The 17,022-nt window shown below is 45.9% G+C and carries 16 protein-coding genes; 8 read left to right on the top strand and 8 right to left on the bottom strand.

Going from position 1 to position 17,022, the window contains the following annotated elements; translation table 11 throughout:
- The first annotated feature begins 80 nt into the window (after positions 1-80).
- Positions 81-1,661 carry an amidase family protein gene (locus MJ612_RS12590; RefSeq protein WP_187031662.1) on the top strand — a complete coding sequence of 527 codons (1,581 nt, stop codon included), beginning with the start codon at positions 81-83 and terminating at the stop codon, positions 1,659-1,661.
- 64 nt (positions 1,662-1,725) lie between these two features.
- Here the strand turns inward: MJ612_RS12590 and chrA are convergent, their stop codons facing one another.
- The 5 genes from chrA to MJ612_RS12565 form a co-directional block, all read right to left on the bottom strand.
- The gene (gene chrA, locus MJ612_RS12585) at positions 1,726-3,066 is read right to left on the bottom strand and encodes a chromate efflux transporter (protein WP_187031664.1); all 1,341 of its coding nucleotides are present in this window, start codon (positions 3,064-3,066) and stop codon (positions 1,726-1,728) included.
- Positions 3,067-3,127: 61 nt separating this feature from the next.
- Positions 3,128-3,640 (bottom strand): hypothetical protein, encoded by a 513-nt coding sequence (locus MJ612_RS12580; RefSeq protein WP_187031666.1) that lies wholly within the window; start codon positions 3,638-3,640, stop codon positions 3,128-3,130.
- A 57-nt stretch (positions 3,641-3,697) separates the two neighbouring features.
- Positions 3,698-4,840, bottom strand: coding sequence for an FAD-dependent monooxygenase (locus MJ612_RS12575; RefSeq protein WP_187031667.1), 1,143 nt, complete (start codon positions 4,838-4,840; stop codon positions 3,698-3,700).
- A 723-nt stretch (positions 4,841-5,563) separates the two neighbouring features.
- On the bottom strand, positions 5,564-6,640 hold the full coding sequence (locus tag MJ612_RS12570; RefSeq protein ID WP_187031669.1) for a lysylphosphatidylglycerol synthase transmembrane domain-containing protein: 1,077 nt from the start codon (positions 6,638-6,640) through the stop codon (positions 5,564-5,566).
- Between the two features lie 42 nt (positions 6,641-6,682).
- A complete protein-coding gene (locus MJ612_RS12565; RefSeq protein WP_187031671.1) occupies positions 6,683-7,453 on the bottom strand; it encodes a segregation and condensation protein A in 771 nt (256 codons plus the stop codon).
- A 342-nt stretch (positions 7,454-7,795) separates the two neighbouring features.
- Between MJ612_RS12565 and dxs the strand changes: the two genes are divergently transcribed.
- The 3 genes from dxs (at position 7,796) to MJ612_RS12550 (ending at position 11,948) form a co-directional block, all read left to right on the top strand.
- Complete coding sequence (gene dxs, locus MJ612_RS12560; RefSeq protein WP_187031673.1) at positions 7,796-9,712, top strand: 1-deoxy-D-xylulose-5-phosphate synthase; 1,917 nt, start codon at positions 7,796-7,798, stop codon at positions 9,710-9,712.
- A gap of 172 nt (positions 9,713-9,884) precedes the next feature.
- On the top strand, positions 9,885-10,658 hold the full coding sequence (locus MJ612_RS12555) for an alpha/beta fold hydrolase (RefSeq protein ID WP_187031675.1): 774 nt from the start codon (positions 9,885-9,887) through the stop codon (positions 10,656-10,658).
- Positions 10,659-10,784: 126 nt separating this feature from the next.
- Complete coding sequence (locus MJ612_RS12550) at positions 10,785-11,948, top strand: MFS transporter (protein ID WP_187031677.1); 1,164 nt, start codon at positions 10,785-10,787, stop codon at positions 11,946-11,948.
- A 51-nt stretch (positions 11,949-11,999) separates the two neighbouring features.
- Here MJ612_RS12550 and MJ612_RS12545 read toward each other — a convergent pair whose 3' ends face one another.
- Complete coding sequence (locus MJ612_RS12545; RefSeq protein WP_187031679.1) at positions 12,000-12,428, bottom strand: lipocalin family protein; 429 nt, start codon at positions 12,426-12,428, stop codon at positions 12,000-12,002.
- 212 nt (positions 12,429-12,640) lie between these two features.
- Between MJ612_RS12545 and MJ612_RS12540 the strand changes: the two genes are divergently transcribed.
- Positions 12,641-12,958 (top strand): LysM peptidoglycan-binding domain-containing protein, encoded by a 318-nt coding sequence (locus MJ612_RS12540; RefSeq protein ID WP_187031681.1) that lies wholly within the window; start codon positions 12,641-12,643, stop codon positions 12,956-12,958.
- 61 nt (positions 12,959-13,019) lie between these two features.
- Here MJ612_RS12540 and MJ612_RS12535 read toward each other — a convergent pair whose 3' ends face one another.
- Complete coding sequence (locus MJ612_RS12535; RefSeq protein WP_187031683.1) at positions 13,020-13,664, bottom strand: hypothetical protein; 645 nt, start codon at positions 13,662-13,664, stop codon at positions 13,020-13,022.
- Between the two features lie 95 nt (positions 13,665-13,759).
- Positions 13,760-14,179, bottom strand: coding sequence for a nucleoside-diphosphate kinase (locus tag MJ612_RS12530; RefSeq protein ID WP_187031685.1), 420 nt, complete (start codon positions 14,177-14,179; stop codon positions 13,760-13,762).
- A gap of 218 nt (positions 14,180-14,397) precedes the next feature.
- Between MJ612_RS12530 and MJ612_RS12525 the strand changes: the two genes are divergently transcribed.
- From MJ612_RS12525 to MJ612_RS12515, 3 genes are read left to right on the top strand one after another with little or no spacing between them, the layout of a single operon-like run.
- Complete coding sequence (locus MJ612_RS12525) at positions 14,398-15,429, top strand: DHH family phosphoesterase (protein WP_187031687.1); 1,032 nt, start codon at positions 14,398-14,400, stop codon at positions 15,427-15,429.
- Between the two features lie 20 nt (positions 15,430-15,449).
- Complete coding sequence (locus MJ612_RS12520; protein ID WP_187031689.1) at positions 15,450-16,412, top strand: FKBP-type peptidyl-prolyl cis-trans isomerase; 963 nt, start codon at positions 15,450-15,452, stop codon at positions 16,410-16,412.
- A 28-nt stretch (positions 16,413-16,440) separates the two neighbouring features.
- Positions 16,441-16,983: an FKBP-type peptidyl-prolyl cis-trans isomerase gene (locus tag MJ612_RS12515; RefSeq protein WP_250419175.1), complete on the top strand. Its 543-nt coding sequence runs from the start codon at positions 16,441-16,443 to the stop codon at positions 16,981-16,983.
- Positions 16,984-17,022: the final 39 nt, after the last annotated feature.

The following is a 17,022-nucleotide window of genomic DNA, read 5'->3' as shown; positions in this document are numbered from 1 at the left end:
CCCTGCACATAAGCTAGGCTTCGGCTACGCCTCTCAAGCTTTATGTACCAACCGTTACTTTAAACACTCCTCTCTAGCATATGCGATACATCTCTACACCTGTTATCTATAGCCTGCTCTGCAGCATACTGTTATTAAGCAGCTGCACCCGCCAAAACCAGAAAAGCGGCGCACCAACCAGCAACTTTGAGCTAGAAGAGACCACCATTTCGGCTGTACACGAGGCATTTAAACAAGGCTCCTGTAACTGCGAGCAACTTATAACAGCATACCTGCAGCGCATAGAGGCCTATGACAAACCTACTAAACTGAATGCCATTGTACTTACCAATCCGGAGGCGCTGACTATTGCACGCCAGCTGGACGAGGAGTACAAAAAGACAAAGAAACTCCGAAAGCTGCATTGCATACCGCTAATTGTAAAAGACAACTACAATACAAAGGGGCTTCAGACAACGGCTGGCTCGTTGGCGATGCAGGGGTTTGAGCCGTCGGAAGATGCATACCAGGTGCGGGTTTTAAAGGAGGCAGGCGCTGTGGTGTTGGCTAAGTCTAACATGGCGGAGTGGGCCTTTAGCCCGATGGTAAGTATTAGCTCCATTGCTGGCGAAACGCTTAACCCTTACAACCTGGAGCACGTGCCAGCCGGCTCAAGTGGCGGCACAGCCGCTGCCGTGGCTGCCAACATGGGTACCGTTGGCTTAGGCACTGATACAGGTAACTCCATCAGAGGTCCGTCTTCGCATACAGCACTTGTAGGTTTTCGCTCTACGCTTGGCCTTACCAGCCGCCACGGCATTGCCCCGCTTTACCTCCGCAACGATGTAGGCGGACCAATGGCCAGAACGGTAGAAGATGCCACCCGCATACTGGAGGTGATAGCAGGCTACGACCCGGCTGACCCGTTAACGAAGTATAGCCAGGGCAAAATATCTCAAAGTTACCTCCAATACCTGGATAAGAATGGTTTGAAGGGTGCGCGCATCGGTGTGTTCAGGACACTGAGCGAAAATGACCCTGACCCACAGGTAAAAGCATTGTTTGAACAGGCTATCGCCGACCTGAAGCGTTTGGGCGCAGAGATCGTGGATCCTTTTGAGGTTGCTGACTTTGAGAAGCTGAGCAAAGACCAATGGTGCTCTGTCTTCCAGCACGACATTAACCAGTACCTTGGCTCATTGGGCGAGCATGTGCCTGTTAAAAATTTAAAGGAGATTGTAGCCTCTGGCAAGTATTCGCCTTACATAGAAGAGAATCTAAAATACCACTTAAAGCATGAGGAGAGTTCTAAGGAAGGCGCAACTACCTGCTCCGATGCCTACCATGATGCTAAAAGAATAGCCTTCCGCGAGGCGATGGTAGCTGCAATGAAAAAGTATAAGGTAGATGCCATAGTATACCCTACATGGAATCACCCACCAGCCAAGGTCGGAGACTTTAAGGGATACAAGGGTGACAACAGCCAGGTAATAGCGCCACACACAGGTATGCCTGCCTTTACTGTACCAATGGGCTATACATACAACAACCTTCCTGCAGGGCTTCAGTTTCTGGGCGGCATGTACGAAGAGCCTATGCTTATTAAACTGACTTACGCTTATGAGCAGGGCACCAAGCACAGAAAGCCACCTGTTATGTTTAGCGGACCCAAAAAGAAATAAGACTTTTAACAGTAAAACAGAGATTCAGCCATGGCGATTGACAAGATAGCCATGGCTTTATTGCTTAAGGCTGAAAATACCCCACCAGGTACATTACCAAACCAGCCAGTGCGCTCACTCCAATCCAGGTAATCATGCCAACTTTAAACCGGTACATAGCAATTATAGACAGGATGATCCAGGCAAGGCTGAAGTAATCTATAGTTAAGCCTTCTTTGATAACAACGGCTTTTCCAAAGTATACTGTCAGGTTCAGGATTACGCCTACTACGGCAGCGGTAACTATACTTAACACTGCTTTTATACTTGTGTTGCTGTGGGTTCTCTCCACAATGGGTGCACCCACTAATATAAACAGGAAGCAAGGCAGAAAAGTGAAGTAAGTAGTAGCCAGCAAACCCACTGTACCCATCAGCAGTGAGCCGGCAAAGTGGTTATAACCCGCCATAAAACCCACAAAAGCCAGCACCATGATCAGCGGGCCGGGTGTGGTTTCGCCTAAGGCCAGGCCATCTATCATCTGGTAGCTGCTGAGCCAGTTAAATTTCTCGACGGTAACCTGCGCCACATACGGCAGCACAGCATAAGCTCCTCCAAAAGTTATAAAGGCAGCCTTGGTAAAGAACAATGATAACTTATTCCAGAAACTACCATCCTGCAGCAAACCAAGCAGCAGAAACGGTATCACCCACAACACCACCGCAACTGCCAGTTTCATGGCAACTTTGCTCCAGCTAAACTTTGTATGCGGCAGCACCGATGCCGTGTTGATGTAGTATCCTGATTCGTCGGTTACCTGTACCTCTTCAGAATTTCGGCTACGTAAGGTACTCGGGTAAAACCACAACATGAGCACAGCCATTACAATAGCTCCAAGTATAATTACCGGGAAAGGAATATCCAGAAAGTATATCAGCACAAAACTGAGCAGAGCCAGTGCATAGTGTAGCCAGCTTACCAGTGCTTTCTTCCCTATTTTAATCAAGGCAAGCATCACAATAGCTACCACAGCCGGTTTAAGGCCATAAAACAAAGCTGCCACCCATGGTATACTTCCGTAAGTTACATACACTATGCTTAACCCCAGCAGTATAACTACCGAAGGCAGTACAAACAAAATGCCTGCTATCAGTCCGCCGCGTACGCCATGCAACAGCCACCCGATGTATGTAGCCAGTTGCTGCGCCTCGGGACCGGGCAAAAGCATACAGTAGTTAAGGGCATGTAAAAACCTGGATTCCGATATCCATTTCTTCTGCTCTACTATAAACTCGTGCATAATACCAATCTGTCCGGCAGGGCCGCCAAAGCTTATAAAGCCTAGCTTCAGCCAGAACAGGAAGGCTTCTTTAAAGCCAGGTTTTTGTACAGGGGCAGCAGCAGGTGTGTTAAGGTCTGGTTGCATAGTTTAGTTCTGCTTTGTACGGGTTTCAGCAGTTGATGTGCCTATACGTTGGTTTGCCTGTCTATTTCTCAGCTTCTGCATCAGGGCATTTAGCGGCCATCAGCTCCTGTATGTTTCCGAGGCAGGGCTCAGGTATAAACGTATAAACAGGCTCCTCATTCTGGCAATATTTAAAGGATGTAAACCTGCTGCGGCTGCGCGGGTATGCCCACTGGTCGGTGTTGCAGCCAAACACACGCAACGGAAACTCCTGGTAGTTATAGTCCATGTAACTTACTACTTTGCCCCCTTTCACGAATAGCAGCCTGTTGTGCCAATCCGGTACATCTTTGCCCTCCCACTTGTAGCCAATGCGGTCGCTTATGTCTCTGGCTGTTTCCGGCGACTGGAAGAAGTAGGCGGTGTCCCAGTCAAAATCTGTCAGTTCAGCCAGCGCTATAGTTTTATAACCTTTTGTACCTGCGTCGTCTGCCTCCACAGCAGTTTGTAGTTTCTCCCTCAGGTCTTTGTTACCACCAGAGCAGCCTGCCAGCAAAGGCATGACAATCAGCAGAAGCAGGATGTTTTTGATCATAGTTGTTGTACGAAGTATCATTAAACAAATAAACAAAAAAGGCAGCTGGCTTAGAAATTAAAAATCTACCCGGTACAGGTCCTCCATCTGGCGCTGCGTTACAAAAGCCGGCGTAGCCCTGAAAATTGCATTGCGTGCTTTAACCAATAACGGGTTCTCCCATTGCGATACCCAGCCCAGCATCCGCGACAACCTGATAACTTTAGCTGTACGGGCCAACCTGCGCTGCTCATAGTTAGTTAGAGCTTTGGCTATAGTTGGCTCCTGCTCCAGGCATTGCCCCAGCACCGCGGCATCTTCTATGGCCTGGCAAGCTCCCTGACCCATATTAGGTGTGGTGGCATGAGCAGCATCGCCAAGTAGCACAATGCGGTTGTATACAAAATGCTTTAAGGGTTTCAGGTCAGTTATATCTCCCCAGATGAGCTGGTCTGGTTTTGTAGCAGCCAGTACAGCCTGCACGGGCTCATGCACTCCGGTAAAATGCTCAGCGAGTTGTGCGGGTGTCATCTGGCGCATCCGTTCGTCCTGCTCCGGCGCACTAATGCAGGCGTACCAGTAAATTCTGTTACCCGGCAATGGTGCCATTCCTACTCTGCCTTGCGGTGCCCAGGTCTCTGCCGAGATCATGGTATTCAGCTTCACTCCCGGGTTCTCGATAACACCCCGCCAGCAAGTATAGCCGGCATAGCGCGGTTTGCTGTCTGGTAATAATTGCTGCCGAACTATAGAGTTTATTCCATCGGCAGCAATCAGCAGATCAGCAGTGGCCTGGCTGCCATCGGTAAAGTATAGCTGCACCTGTTCAGCCTCCTGCGTTATATGCTGGCAGCGTTTGTTTAAGTATAAAGTACCCGGCTGCAGGTGCTGCGCCAGCGCGTCGTGCAGATCGGCGCGGTGAATAACAAAGTTACTGATGCCATACTTGCGGCTGAGCAGACGCGTATCCTGGTTGGTGATGATCTTGTCGTTCTCATCGAAGATAGTAAGGGCTTCCAATTCTTTGCCCCGGGCAATAACAGCATCGGCAACACCGAGCCTCTCCAGCCCCTGTATAGCATTAGCCGCCAAACCTACGCCGGCGCCTACCGGTTTTAGTTCAGGTGCCGCTTCGTAAACTATAGTTTCTATACCCAGCTTTTGTAATGCAATGGCTGCACATAAACCTCCTATACCACCACCTACTACTATAACTTTCATGGCTATACTTTATACTTTAGCTGCAAAGGTACAGGATGAATGTTGAATTATTAATTGAGCTTTCGTTAGACTTTGGAGTTTGCTATAGTTTCACCAATCGTCTTGATTTATAGTTGCATAGCTTCCGTGGTCCAACCACCCCCAGCCCCTCCTTGTCTAAGGCGTGGAGCCTTTTTGCTACTACTATAGTTGGAGTTATGGTTTTATAGTTGCTGATTCGACACCCCTGTGAGCTCCGCTCGCAAGTTTCGAACTCCCGTTCTCACTTGTCCTCAAGGGAACAATTCTGCTACTGTCAGAGCAAAAGCTATAATTCCATAGTTACAGGCCAAGAACGGACAGGTCGTGACCTGTCCCTACGGAATTACATTACTGGAAAAGCTATACAACTATACCCTCTCATCTAACTATAGCAGCTACTATCGAACTGATCACAGTCTTTGGGTTGAGCGCCTTGTAAATATCTGGTGCCGGAGGCATTGCGAGGTACGAGCAAAAGAGATTTGCGCAGCGCGATGCCCGAAGACGAGGCCCCGCGGCCGGGAGCGCACCAAAGCCAACTATGGCAACTGTAGGTTTATAGAGCTCCCAGGATTGGAAGTAGTTTGAAAGAATATCTTAGAACAAGTATATCCTCAACTGTAGGATACATAAGATCCCTCGAAATAACAGAGACAATCTCCTGAAAATAAAAGAGCAACACTTGTGCTGCTCTTTTATACTTTATCGTTTCATTTCAGAAGCAAACTCTTCGTGCTCCTTCGGCTGCCGGCCAAAAACCTTGGCTATCCATTTAGGCAGAAAGATTGAGCCCAACACCAGGTATGGATAGTAGGTAATTAAGCGGTACAACATCACTACCACATTGCTGAAACTGCCCAGGAACAACCCAAAAAAGCTAGGAAAAGCCATTTCCACGATACCTGCACCTCCAGGGGTAATCGCGATCAGCATTACGATCCAGAAAATAAGGTTTCGGGAAATAATGAGCAGGTGCTCGCCTAAAGAAATATCAGTAAAGGCAGCAATAAGGCAATTAAGCAGGAAGTAACGGGCACTCCACACAAATATGGTAGAAAGTATAGCGCGGGTCCAGTAAGCAGTATTTTTACCTTTCAGCTGTTCCGATGCCCAAACAATCTCGTTTCCATGGTGGAAAGCACTTACACGCCACTTTCGCAGAAACTTAACAGAAGTGATTTTTAACAGCAGCCATTTAAAAGCCCTCGGCCTTACAAACAGCCCATAAATCATCAACAACGTATAAAGCGCGATCAGACTATAGCTCACATAAAATGCCCATTTCAGCTTACTGATATCTGATGGATCCAAGCCAAAAGTAGGAAACACCTCTCCTTGTGTGGCCAGCAATGCAATAGGAGCTGCCAGTATAAAGAACATATTATCCAGCACAGCCGTCAGCATTACATAAGCCAGCGATTTGCCCAGCGGAATTCCTTCTTTATTCAGGATGATGGTAGCAACGGTAGTACCTCCCACTACAGACGGCGTTACGGCAGAAGCAAACTCCCACAGCATAATCACGTCGAGGCTGTTGCGCCAAGTCAGGAATTTATCGGTTAGGGCCCTAATGCGGTAGATGTAGCCAAAGTCGCGGATAACTAGCACCAGGAACGACGCCAGCAGCCACCACATATTTGCTTCGGCTATACTTGCAAGGTCTCCCAGTTTATCGTCTTTAATAAACAGCCAGGCAGTAGCTCCCAGCCCAAGTATAACAGGTATAAGCACCTTTACCGGGCTAAAGCTTTTAAGTATTGTTTTTTGATTCTGATCCATGCAGTTACCTGGCTATCTTCTGTCTACTTGAGTTTATAGTTACTACTCAACCAGCAGTTGTGTTACCTGGGCTGCCTGCCCTTCGGCTATAGTTATTGTAAAATCATTAAATCCTTCGCCCACTTCTATCCCGATCAGGTTAAGCTGCAGCATATCAAGTATGGCCAGGAAATTAAAGATCATCCCGATCTTATCCGGGAAAGCGGCAATAACTTCCGAAAAGGTGGTTCGCTTACGCGCTGTTACCATCTGCATAATAACATGGCGCTGTTCTTCAATGGTGTAAGGGTATTGTATAACGGTATGCTTTGGCCGGTTCTGCTCTTCGGCATAGCGGTTCATGGCCTTCTCAAACACCCGCATAATACGGTACAGGTTCAGGTCCTGCAGCTCGTACTCAAAATTGTTGGCATTGGCTATTACCTGCAGCTCGTCGTGTATGTTGCCGCGGTTTTCTTGGGCCAGGCGTAAATCCTCCATCTCTGAAAGGCTTGGCACTGCGCTTTTATACTTTTTATACTCCAGCAGGTGCTGTACCAGTTCCTGGCGCGGGTCAATTTCGTTACCTTCTTCATCCTTCTCAGTGCGGGGCAGCAGCATTTTGGCCTTAATGCGCATCAGGGTGGCAGCCGTAAGTATAAAATCACTGGCTACCTCAATGTTAAGCTGCTCCAGTTGGCGTATGTAGCCCACAAACTCATTTGTTATCTGGAAGATCGGAATGTCATGTATGTCCAGCTCATCGCGCTCTATAAAGAAAAGCAACAGGTCGAACGGCCCCTCAAACAACGGTAATTTTATCTCGAAACTCACTTTACTTCAGATTTTTGCTGCAGCGCCGGGCGCCTAATAATGAACAAATTTAAACATTTTTAACTGATTTAGTGTACCTCAGATTTTATAGCACCACATACTTCATCTTGTAAAAAAATACTAACCTAACCATTACCTGCATCCTATAGTTCTATTGCACCTTTATACTTGCCAGGCAACAGCTTCCGGTACAAATTTTGTTAGCACCGGGTATGAAAATAACAAGCCACGTTAATCGTTACTAGTTTTTTATTAATTTTACGTTTTGCCCGGACGTTAACAAATTTGCAGCCAGCAAACTTTTAGCAAAATAAATTGTTGAGGGTCTATAAAGAGAATCGTATGATCATTAAACCCGGAGAGTTGCTTGCCTCCATTAATAAACCTGAAGACTTGCGAAAGCTTAAGCCAGAGCAGTTGCTACAGGTAACGCAGGAGCTGAGACAATATATCATCGATGTAGTGTCGATACATGGCGGGCACTTTGGCGCCAGCCTTGGTGTGGTAGAGCTTACTACAGCACTCCATTATGTATTTAACACACCTTACGACCAACTGGTGTGGGATGTGGGCCACCAAGCATACGGACATAAGATTCTGACTGGTCGTCGTGATGTATTTCATACCAACCGCAAGTATGGCGGCATTTCCGGTTTCCCTAAACGCAAAGAAAGCGAGTACGATACATTTGGCGTAGGCCACTCGAGCACGTCTATTTCGGCGGCATTGGGTATGGCTGTTGCGTCGCAATACAAAGGCGAAAAAGAGCGTCAGCACATTGCCGTGATCGGTGATGGTGCCATGACGGGCGGTATGGCTTTTGAAGCACTTAACCATGCCGGAGCTACCAATGCCAACCTGCTGGTAGTTTTAAATGATAACTGCATGAGCATCGACCCGAACGTAGGTGCTCTGAAAGAATATTTAACCGACATTACCACCTCCCGCACCTATAACAAGGTACGCGACGAGATATGGAACATACTTGGCAAGATCAGCAAATTCGGTCCTAATGCACAGCAGATCGCTTCTAAGATCGAAAGTGGCATTAAAGCATCGCTGCTGAAACAAAGCAATCTGTTCGAAGGGCTTAAGTTCCGTTATTTCGGCCCGATCGATGGTCATGATATCAATCATCTGGTATCGGTAATGGAAGACCTGAAGCATATTCCGGGTCCGAAAATCCTGCACTGTGTAACTACAAAAGGTAAAGGTTTTGCCCTCGCCGAGAAAGATCAGACCAAATGGCACGCGCCAGGTTTGTTCGATAAAATAACAGGTGAGATCTATAAAACTGTTCCGGACAAGCCACAGCCACCGAAGTACCAGGATGTGTTTGGCCATACAATAGTTGAGTTGGCTGAGCAGAACCCTAAGATTATGGGTGTAACACCTGCTATGCCATCGGGTTGCTCGCTGAACATTATGATGAAGGCCATGCCGGACCGCGCGTTTGATGTAGGCATTGCCGAGCAACATGCGGTTACGTTCTCAGCTGGTCTGGCAACACAAGGCATGATTCCGTTCTGTAACATCTACAGTACATTTATGCAGCGCGGCTACGACCAGGTGGTGCACGATGTGTGTTTACAGAATCTGCCGGTAGTTTTCTGCTTAGACAGAGCTGGCTTTGCCGGTGCCGACGGCCCGACACACCACGGCGCTTACGACATTGCCTACATGCGCTGCATCCCTAACATGGTGGTATCTGCCCCGATGAACGAGCAGGAGCTGCGTAATTTAATGTTTACGGCTACCCAGGAAGGTGCTGGTCCGTTCACGATCCGTTACCCACGCGGCGAAGGTGTTATGCCAAACTGGAAAACTCCGCTGGAAGTAATCGAGATTGGCAAAGGCCGTACCGTGCAGGAAGGCGAAGAAGTAGCTATACTTACGTTTGGCCATATCGGTAACTATGCAGTAGATGTTTGCAAAAAACTTAGCTTCGACGGCATTACCCCGGGCCATTACGACATGCGCTTTGCCAAACCACTCGACGAAGAACTGCTGCACCATATTTTCACAAAGTATAGCAAAGTAATTACCGTAGAAGATGGCTGCCTGCAAGGTGGTTTCGGTAGTGCGGTGCTGGAGTTCATGGTTGATAACGGCTATACTTCACAAGTAAAACGTTTAGGAATACCAGACGCTATTTTTGAACATGGCTCTCAACTGGAACTACACCGCGAAGCCGGCTTTGCTCCTGAAGACATTGAGCGCACAGTCCGTGAGATGATTGGAGTGGCTGTTAAAGTATAGTTTAAGAAGTTAGTACTTAGATTTTAGAAAAGCCCCGCAAGTATTATGCTTGTGGGGCTTTTTTGTCTGAAACAAAATCAGATTATTCGCCAATAGCTTTAAACTCCACTTTAATGTATAAAACAGTAAATTCGTGTTTAACATCTAATATCTAAACACTAACATCTAAACTATGGCAAACACCTACACCGATGCCGGCTCCGGCGATACACTTGTTTTCCTGCATGGCTTCTGTGAGAGCAAAGAGATCTGGGCTGATTTTGCAAGACCTCTGCAGCAGAAATTCAGAACCATAGCACTTGATCTTCCGGGCTTTGGTGAGAATACGAGCAACATCAGCAATTATAGTATGGAAAGCATGGCGGAGTATGTTAAGCATCAGTTGGATTTGCTGGATGTAAAAAAGTGTATTCTGGTAGGGCATTCCATGGGAGGCTATGTAAGCATGGCCTTTGCAGAAAAGTATAGCAGTATGCTGAACGGCCTTTGCCTGTTCCACTCCTCTGCCCTGCCCGACACTGATGAGAAGAAAGAAAACCGTAATAAGACTATTGAGTTTGTAGAAAAGCATGGCGTGGAGAAGTTCATGCAATCGTTTGTGGAACCGCTGTTCTTTGCAGATAACCGTAACAAGCTGCGCAAAGAGATAAACTTTATGGTTGAAACTGGCATTAACACACCTAAAGAAAGTATAACCGGTAGCCTGGCAGCCATGCGCGACCGTCCCGACAGAACTAATATCCTGAGAGAAGCTAGATTCCCGGTACTGTTTATTTTTGGTAAAGAAGATGGAGCCGTACCTTTAGATAAAGCCCTGGAGCAATGCCACCTGCCAAACAACAGCATGGTTAACTTCTTAGGCAAAACCGGCCACCTGGGTATGTTCGAGCGCACCTACGAAACCCGAAAAGCCATCGAAAAATTCGCAGAAACAATCTTTGGATAGTTTAGAAGTTAGAGAGAGTTAAAGAATTTGGGAGTAAAAAATGGAGAGTAATACCTTCCTTCTACCCAATCATTTTTAACTTTCTAACCTTCTAACTTCCCAAACTCTCTAACTCAAACCTTTCCCATGCCTCCTGCCCGTATCCTTCCGACCATTGTGTTTACACAGTTTGCGGGTACATCGCTGTGGTTTGCTGGTAATGCAGTACTACCGGAACTGCAGCAGGCACTCAACCTGAAACAGGATGCGCTTAGCCTTATCACATCAGCTGTGCAACTAGGGTTTATACTTGGTACTTTATGCTCTGCTGTTCTTTCCCTTGCTGACAGGGTTTCGCCGCGGTGGCTATTTATGCTATGCGCTGTAGCCGGCGCCGCAGCCAACGCTTTACTTGTGTTATTGCCGGCCAATCTTGCAACTATACTTATACTTCGTGTAGTAACCGGTTTTTTATTAGCTGGTGTGTACCCTGTAGGTATGAAGATAGCAGCAAGCTGGTACAGCGGTAACCTGGGCAAAGCAATAGGTTATTTGGTAGGAGCACTGGTTTTAGGCACAGCATTTCCTCATTTGTTACGGGCATTGGGTACAGATTTGCCCTGGCAAATTATGTTGCTAAGTATAAGTGCACTGGCTGCAGCAGGTGGCTTACTTATGTTTATACTTGTACCTACCGGGCCATATCTGCGCAAAGGTGCTGCTTTTGATGTAGGTAACATGTTGCAGGTGTTTAAGACAAAGGAGTTCAGATCGGCTGCATTCGGGTATTTCGGGCATATGTGGGAGCTGTATACTTTCTGGGCATTTGTGCCGGTTATACTTGCTTATAGTTTACCAGAGCTATCGCCATTACAGCTGTCATTTTATAGTTTTTGTGTTATTGCTGCGGGTGCAGTAGGTTGCATTGGTGGCGGTTATCTGTCGCAGCGCTATGGCAGCGCCTTTGTAGCCTTCGCGCAACTACTGCTTTCAGGAGTATGCTGCCTGGCGGCGTTGTTTATGCTTCAGGTTAACAGTGCTGCAGTTGTGCTTCCTTTCCTTGTTTTATGGGGCATAGTGGTTGCCGGCGATTCACCACAATTCTCTGCTTTATCAGCACGAACTGCACCGCCTCATTTGGTAGGTACTGCCCTTACTGTAGTTGTTTGTATTGGTTTTGCCTTAACTATTCTCAGTATTCAATTTACAGCTCGTATGTTAGAACTTATACCTGTGCCAGCTGCTTTTGCTTTACTGGCAGTTGGGCCTGCAGTAGGGTTGCTCTCCCTTAAACATTTAATTGGCAGGTAAAAGAAAAGCCGGCTGTTACACCGGCTTTTGCTATACTTTTATCTATACTTTCTATTTCTCAGCTTCCATTACCATCTCCGAGCCATCTCCTGCTCTAAGGCGTAATTCGTCATCGCTTAGCTTCAGTACATCAAAGTTTTCAGATACGTTCTGATCTTCGAACTGCAATGTCAGTTTTTTAGCAGCCTGGTCATAGTTCCAGGTACCTGTTTGCAAGGTGCTTGCCCCACCCATTGCAAAACGACCATCAGCATAAAACTGCAGGTTCTGCTCTTTCTCTGCGTCAGTCAGTTTTTCTTTGTCGCCCTCAGCGTTTGTTTCTTTTTTAGCTTTCCAGGTTTTGCTGCTTGTACCGGATAACATACTTTCAGTACCTGCCTTATCGCCACCGCAACTTACCAGCACCACCGCCAGTAACAGGGTTAAAGCTGTTTTCATAAAGCTCAGCAATACATTCGTGTTCAATCTTGTGCTTTTCATAGTTTTAAATTGTATGTGTTGCATTTCAACAGGCTGTTTTAAACCAAGCCTGTGCATAACGTACGTTCGCTTTCTCTTTAAAGTTGATGTTCTGGCTATACCTATAATTCAGCCACTTATTACAACTAACTGTACAAGAAGGCGTATTTTAGTAAGGCAGCTTACCTACAGTATGCCTCAAAACAAAGAAGTAACACACTAAATATTTTATTATGGGATTGTTTGATTTTTTAAAGAAGGGAAAGGAAGAACCTGCTAAAAGACCAGCAGCTACTCCGAGATCTACCCAGATGCCAGGCCAGCAGCCAAATGCTACATCGGGCAGCCAGCAGAATGTGTCAGGCACCAGCACTAGCGCTCATCAGGATGTTTATACTGTACAATCCGGTGATTCTTTATCTAAAATAGCTAAGAAGCACTATGGCAATGCCAACGCATGGACCAAGATCTATAATGCGAATAAATCTACAATAGGCGAAAATCCTGACTTAATCAGACCAGGCCAGCGCCTAAACATTCCGAGAGATTAACTATGAATAAAAGAAACAAAAAGGCCAGCTTCTGTGGGAGCTGGCCTTTTGCTTTTTAAGATTATTTCAAAGTATAGTTTACGCCAAGACTTAAGCCAAGATCATGTTCTTGGTAATCAGAATTCGTAGCTTCAATACGGTTGTTAAACTGATACTGTACTTGGCCTACCAGTGCTAAGCGCTCACTTAGCTTGTACTGGCTCTCAAGAGGAAAATGCAATGTCAGATCTTGCCGATACGAGTTTGAATTATTTGGACGAATGAGATAGCCTTTGTACTTTTTTTCCACTCTGTTCTCTGAGAAGTATTCATATTTAGAGCCTAATCCAACTCCTACACACCACTTTTCACGCAGGGTATACAGATACATCACCTGAAGTCCCACTGCTAAGTTTTGGTCTCTAACTTTAGCATCAGCTATGGGTTGCCTGTTTTCGTTTACAACCTGTACCTCTCCGGTGTTTTGTATCTCACCTAATTGCAAAATGGTGAGCTGGATATTACCCTTCGCACTAATTGGAATTTTTGCCCATCCTCCTAATGCTGTTTGCAGGCCAATACCTAAATCCGTTTCTTCAGTTCTGCCGCTACTTACTAATGTCTTAAAGGCACCAACTCGGCCAGTTAATCCGTATGATACCTTCTGTGCATTTGCTGTTACGCCCGTTATCAGGACCAAGATGAATAGTAAAAGTTTGTGTTTCATAAACTATGTTTTGCTCCAAGTATAATCAAAAAGTCCCGCCAGAAACCAGAGCTACAACGGGACTTTTATAATCAATAAGTATACTTTAATACTGCTTAGAAGCGCTCGTCAGCAGAGAAGAAGAAATCACCTTCGATCTGAGCGTTCTCATCAGAGTCAGAACCGTGTACGGCGTTAGACTCGATAGACTTCGCATATTTCTTACGGATAGTACCTTCTGCAGCCTGCTCCGGGTTAGTAGCACCAATCAGCGCACGGAAATCTTCAACAGCGTTGTCTTTCTCCAGGATCATCGCCACGATAGGGCCTTTAGACATATATTTTACAAGGTCGCCGTAGAAAGGACGCTCTTTGTGTACTTCGTAAAATTTACCGGCACGCTCTTCAGACAATTTTGTCTTTTTCATCGCTACAATGCGGAAGCCGCCTTCTTCGATCATTTTAGTAATGCCACCGATGTGGTTATCAGCCACTGCATCAGGCTTGATCATGGTAAATGTGATGTTTCCTGCCATGTTGTATCGTAATTATAGTTTTGTTTCTAATTTTACTGGCCGCAAAATTAGTGGATTTATACTTAATATTGCTAAACTTTAGCGGTATACTTTGCCAAACCTGTTAAGGTATAAACATTACCTTTGTGCTGCAAAGGGGCTGTATTTTTGTTTTAGAAGTTATTTCTTCAGAAATTCGCACCTTATTTCCCTACTAATCAGAGGAATTACCATAACCTATGTATGATGTTAGCGCTCTTAACGAGCTTCTGAAGGAACCTAAAGAGGTGATGATCACCACGCATCACAAACCAGACGCCGATGCGCTGGGTTCTTCTTTAGGTCTGGCAGGTTACCTCAAAAAGAAAGGGCACCGTGTTACGGTGGTCACACCTTCCGACTATCCCGGTTTCCTGAACTGGATGAGCGGCAACGATGACGTGATCATTTATTCAGAGAAGAACGACGAACTGGTGCAGCGCATCATCGCAGAATCGCAGGTTATCTTTTGCCTCGATTTTTCTAACTTATCTCGCATAAACGAGATGGGTGAATATATCCGCGAAGCAAAAGGCACTAAAGTACTGGTAGACCACCACCTGCAACCGGAAGATTTTGCTGACCTAGAGTTCTCCAATACCAATGCCGCTGCTACTGCCGAGATTGTGTATGACCTGATCAAAGCATTAGGTGACGGCGACTTGATTGATACTAACATCGGGGAATGCCTCTATGCAGGTATCATGACCGACACAGGATCGTTTCGTCACCCAAGCACTTCGCCAAACGTGCACCTGATCATTGCTGATCTGCTGAACGTGGGTGTAAATACATCCAACATACACCGCCTGATCTACGACAGTTCATCTGAGCTGCGCCTGCGCTTTTTAGGATATGCCTTAAAAGAGAAGCTTGTAGTGTTGCGGGAGTTTAATACTGCTTACTTTGCCATTACTGCTGAGGAGCTTAAAGCATACGACTCTAAAACAGGTGATACGGAAGGTCTGGTAAATTATGCTTTATCTATTGAAGGCATCGTTTTTGCAGCCCTGATTATTGACCGTACCCAGGCTGTTAAAATGTCTTTCCGTTCGGTAGGCAGCTTCTCTGCAAACGAATTTGCACGTGCCCACTTTAATGGTGGCGGACACAAAAATGCAGCCGGCGGCATGTCTATGGATACACTGGAGGCAACTGTAGCAAAGTTTGAGAGCTTACTACCACAGTATAAAGAAGAGCTGCAGGCAGCAGCTCAGCATCATCAAGAATAATAACTAACCTTAAATAATCAATGTTATCTAAAATCAAATTCCTGTTGCCAGTAGTGGCTGGTGCCCTGATGGTACAAGCCTGCAACAAAAACAACGATGAGTTTTATACTTCAGCCGATGGCCTGACTTATAAGATATTCGAGAAAACCGATAAAGGCGAATACGAAAATAAAGGCGAAGTAAACGCTGCTGACAGCACAGGTGCTAAAGTTGGCCAGGTAGTTACTTTCCACTGGTCTATTAAAAACGCTGCAGACTCTACTTTTGCTGATACACGTACGCAAGGCCCTAAAATGCCGATCGTGCTTCCGTTAATGCAGCCAACTATGAAAGGTGGCCTTGAAAATGCACTTTCTATGATGTCTCCGGGTGATAGCGGTGTTTTCAAGATCAACGCCGATACACTTTTTGCGAAAACCTTCGGTCAGCCGTTGCCTCCGTTCATTAAGCCAGGTTCTCAGTTAACCTTCTTCATCAGCATGCAGAAAGTACAGTCTAAAGCGGAAGCTGAAGCGGACTATGCTAAAATGATGGAAGAGCAGATGGAGAAAGCTAAAGTTGAAGCTGAAAAGCAAATTAAAACAGACGACGCTAAACTTCAGGCTTATATTAAAGAAAACAACCTGCAGAACGTTAAGAAAACAGAATCAGGGGTTTATTACATTGTAACAAAAGAAGGTAAAGGCCCTCAGGCTAAAGCTGGTGACAAAGTTGCTGTACACTACAAAGGCACTTTCCTGGATGGTAAAGAATTTAATGGCTCACGCTCTAACCCAATGGCAGGTGGTAAGCCATTTGAATTTACACTTGGCCAGCAGATGGTAATTAAGGGCTGGGATGATGCCATTACACAGCTGAAAGAGGGTAGCGAAGCAATTTTACTTATCCCGTCTCCGTTAGCTTATGGCGCTCAGGACCGTGGTCCGGATATGCCGGCAAACTCTATCCTGCGCTTCGATGTGGAGCTGGTAGATGTAAAGTAATCAGATAAAACAGTATTTTTGTTAAGCTATGATGACCGTACAAGCCCTTAAGCAAAGATTCTTTAAAGGCAGCAGCCTGCTTCAGTGCCTGCTTTTAGTAATAACTATTGTATCCCTCGCTTCCTGCACCGCAGATGAAGATCCCTTTTACTTTGATGTGGAAGCGCAAAAGGTGAAAGATGAGGCGATCATCCGCCAGTATTTCCGCGATAACAACGTGGATACGACTGCTGTAGTGCGCACAGAATCTGGTTTATATTACCTGAAAGTATCTGAAGGTGAAGGCGAAGAGATCGATCTTGGCGACTCTATACAGGTTCATTATATTGGCAAATACACCAGCAATCTTAAATTTGACTCATCCTGGGATAAAGCAGATGCTTTTGAATTTAGAGTGGAGGATGGTAACGTAATTGATGGCTGGGTTGAAGGCATGCAGGAGATGAAAGTAGGTGGCCATTATTTTCTTTATGTTCCATCATACTTGGCATATGGCCCCTATGGTAGTGGAAATGTGCCGCCAAATAGTGTGCTAATATTTGACATCGATGTATTGGCTAAGTTTGAATAGCTTTTATAACAATCATAAAAAGAAGGGGCGATACTGATT

The sequence above is a fragment of the Pontibacter deserti genome (assembly GCF_023630255.1).
Taxonomy (GTDB): Bacteria; Bacteroidota; Bacteroidia; order Cytophagales; family Hymenobacteraceae; genus Pontibacter; species Pontibacter deserti.
This window is presented reverse-complemented; position numbering and strand designations above follow the sequence as displayed.

Bases quoted from the DNA above. Each gene is read 5' to 3' on its own strand.
- MJ612_RS12590 (WP_187031662.1), top strand. From the start codon at position 81: ATGCGATACATCTCTACACCTGTTATCTATAGCCTGCTCTGCAGCATA.
- chrA (WP_187031664.1), bottom strand. From the start codon at position 3,066: ATGCAACCAGACCTTAACACACCTGCTGCTGCCCCTGTACAAAAACCT.
- MJ612_RS12580 (WP_187031666.1), bottom strand. From the start codon at position 3,640: ATGATCAAAAACATCCTGCTTCTGCTGATTGTCATGCCTTTGCTGGCA.
- MJ612_RS12575 (WP_187031667.1), bottom strand. From the start codon at position 4,840: ATGAAAGTTATAGTAGTAGGTGGTGGTATAGGAGGTTTATGTGCAGCC.
- MJ612_RS12570 (WP_187031669.1), bottom strand. From the start codon at position 6,640: ATGGATCAGAATCAAAAAACAATACTTAAAAGCTTTAGCCCGGTAAAG.
- dxs (WP_187031673.1), top strand. From the start codon at position 7,796: ATGATCATTAAACCCGGAGAGTTGCTTGCCTCCATTAATAAACCTGAA.
- MJ612_RS12555 (WP_187031675.1), top strand. From the start codon at position 9,885: ATGGCAAACACCTACACCGATGCCGGCTCCGGCGATACACTTGTTTTC.
- MJ612_RS12550 (WP_187031677.1), top strand. From the start codon at position 10,785: ATGCCTCCTGCCCGTATCCTTCCGACCATTGTGTTTACACAGTTTGCG.
- MJ612_RS12545 (WP_187031679.1), bottom strand. From the start codon at position 12,428: ATGAAAAGCACAAGATTGAACACGAATGTATTGCTGAGCTTTATGAAA.
- MJ612_RS12540 (WP_187031681.1), top strand. From the start codon at position 12,641: ATGGGATTGTTTGATTTTTTAAAGAAGGGAAAGGAAGAACCTGCTAAA.
- MJ612_RS12535 (WP_187031683.1), bottom strand. From the start codon at position 13,664: ATGAAACACAAACTTTTACTATTCATCTTGGTCCTGATAACGGGCGTA.
- MJ612_RS12530 (WP_187031685.1), bottom strand. From the start codon at position 14,179: ATGGCAGGAAACATCACATTTACCATGATCAAGCCTGATGCAGTGGCT.
- MJ612_RS12525 (WP_187031687.1), top strand. From the start codon at position 14,398: ATGTATGATGTTAGCGCTCTTAACGAGCTTCTGAAGGAACCTAAAGAG.
- MJ612_RS12520 (WP_187031689.1), top strand. From the start codon at position 15,450: ATGTTATCTAAAATCAAATTCCTGTTGCCAGTAGTGGCTGGTGCCCTG.
- MJ612_RS12515 (WP_250419175.1), top strand. From the start codon at position 16,441: ATGATGACCGTACAAGCCCTTAAGCAAAGATTCTTTAAAGGCAGCAGC.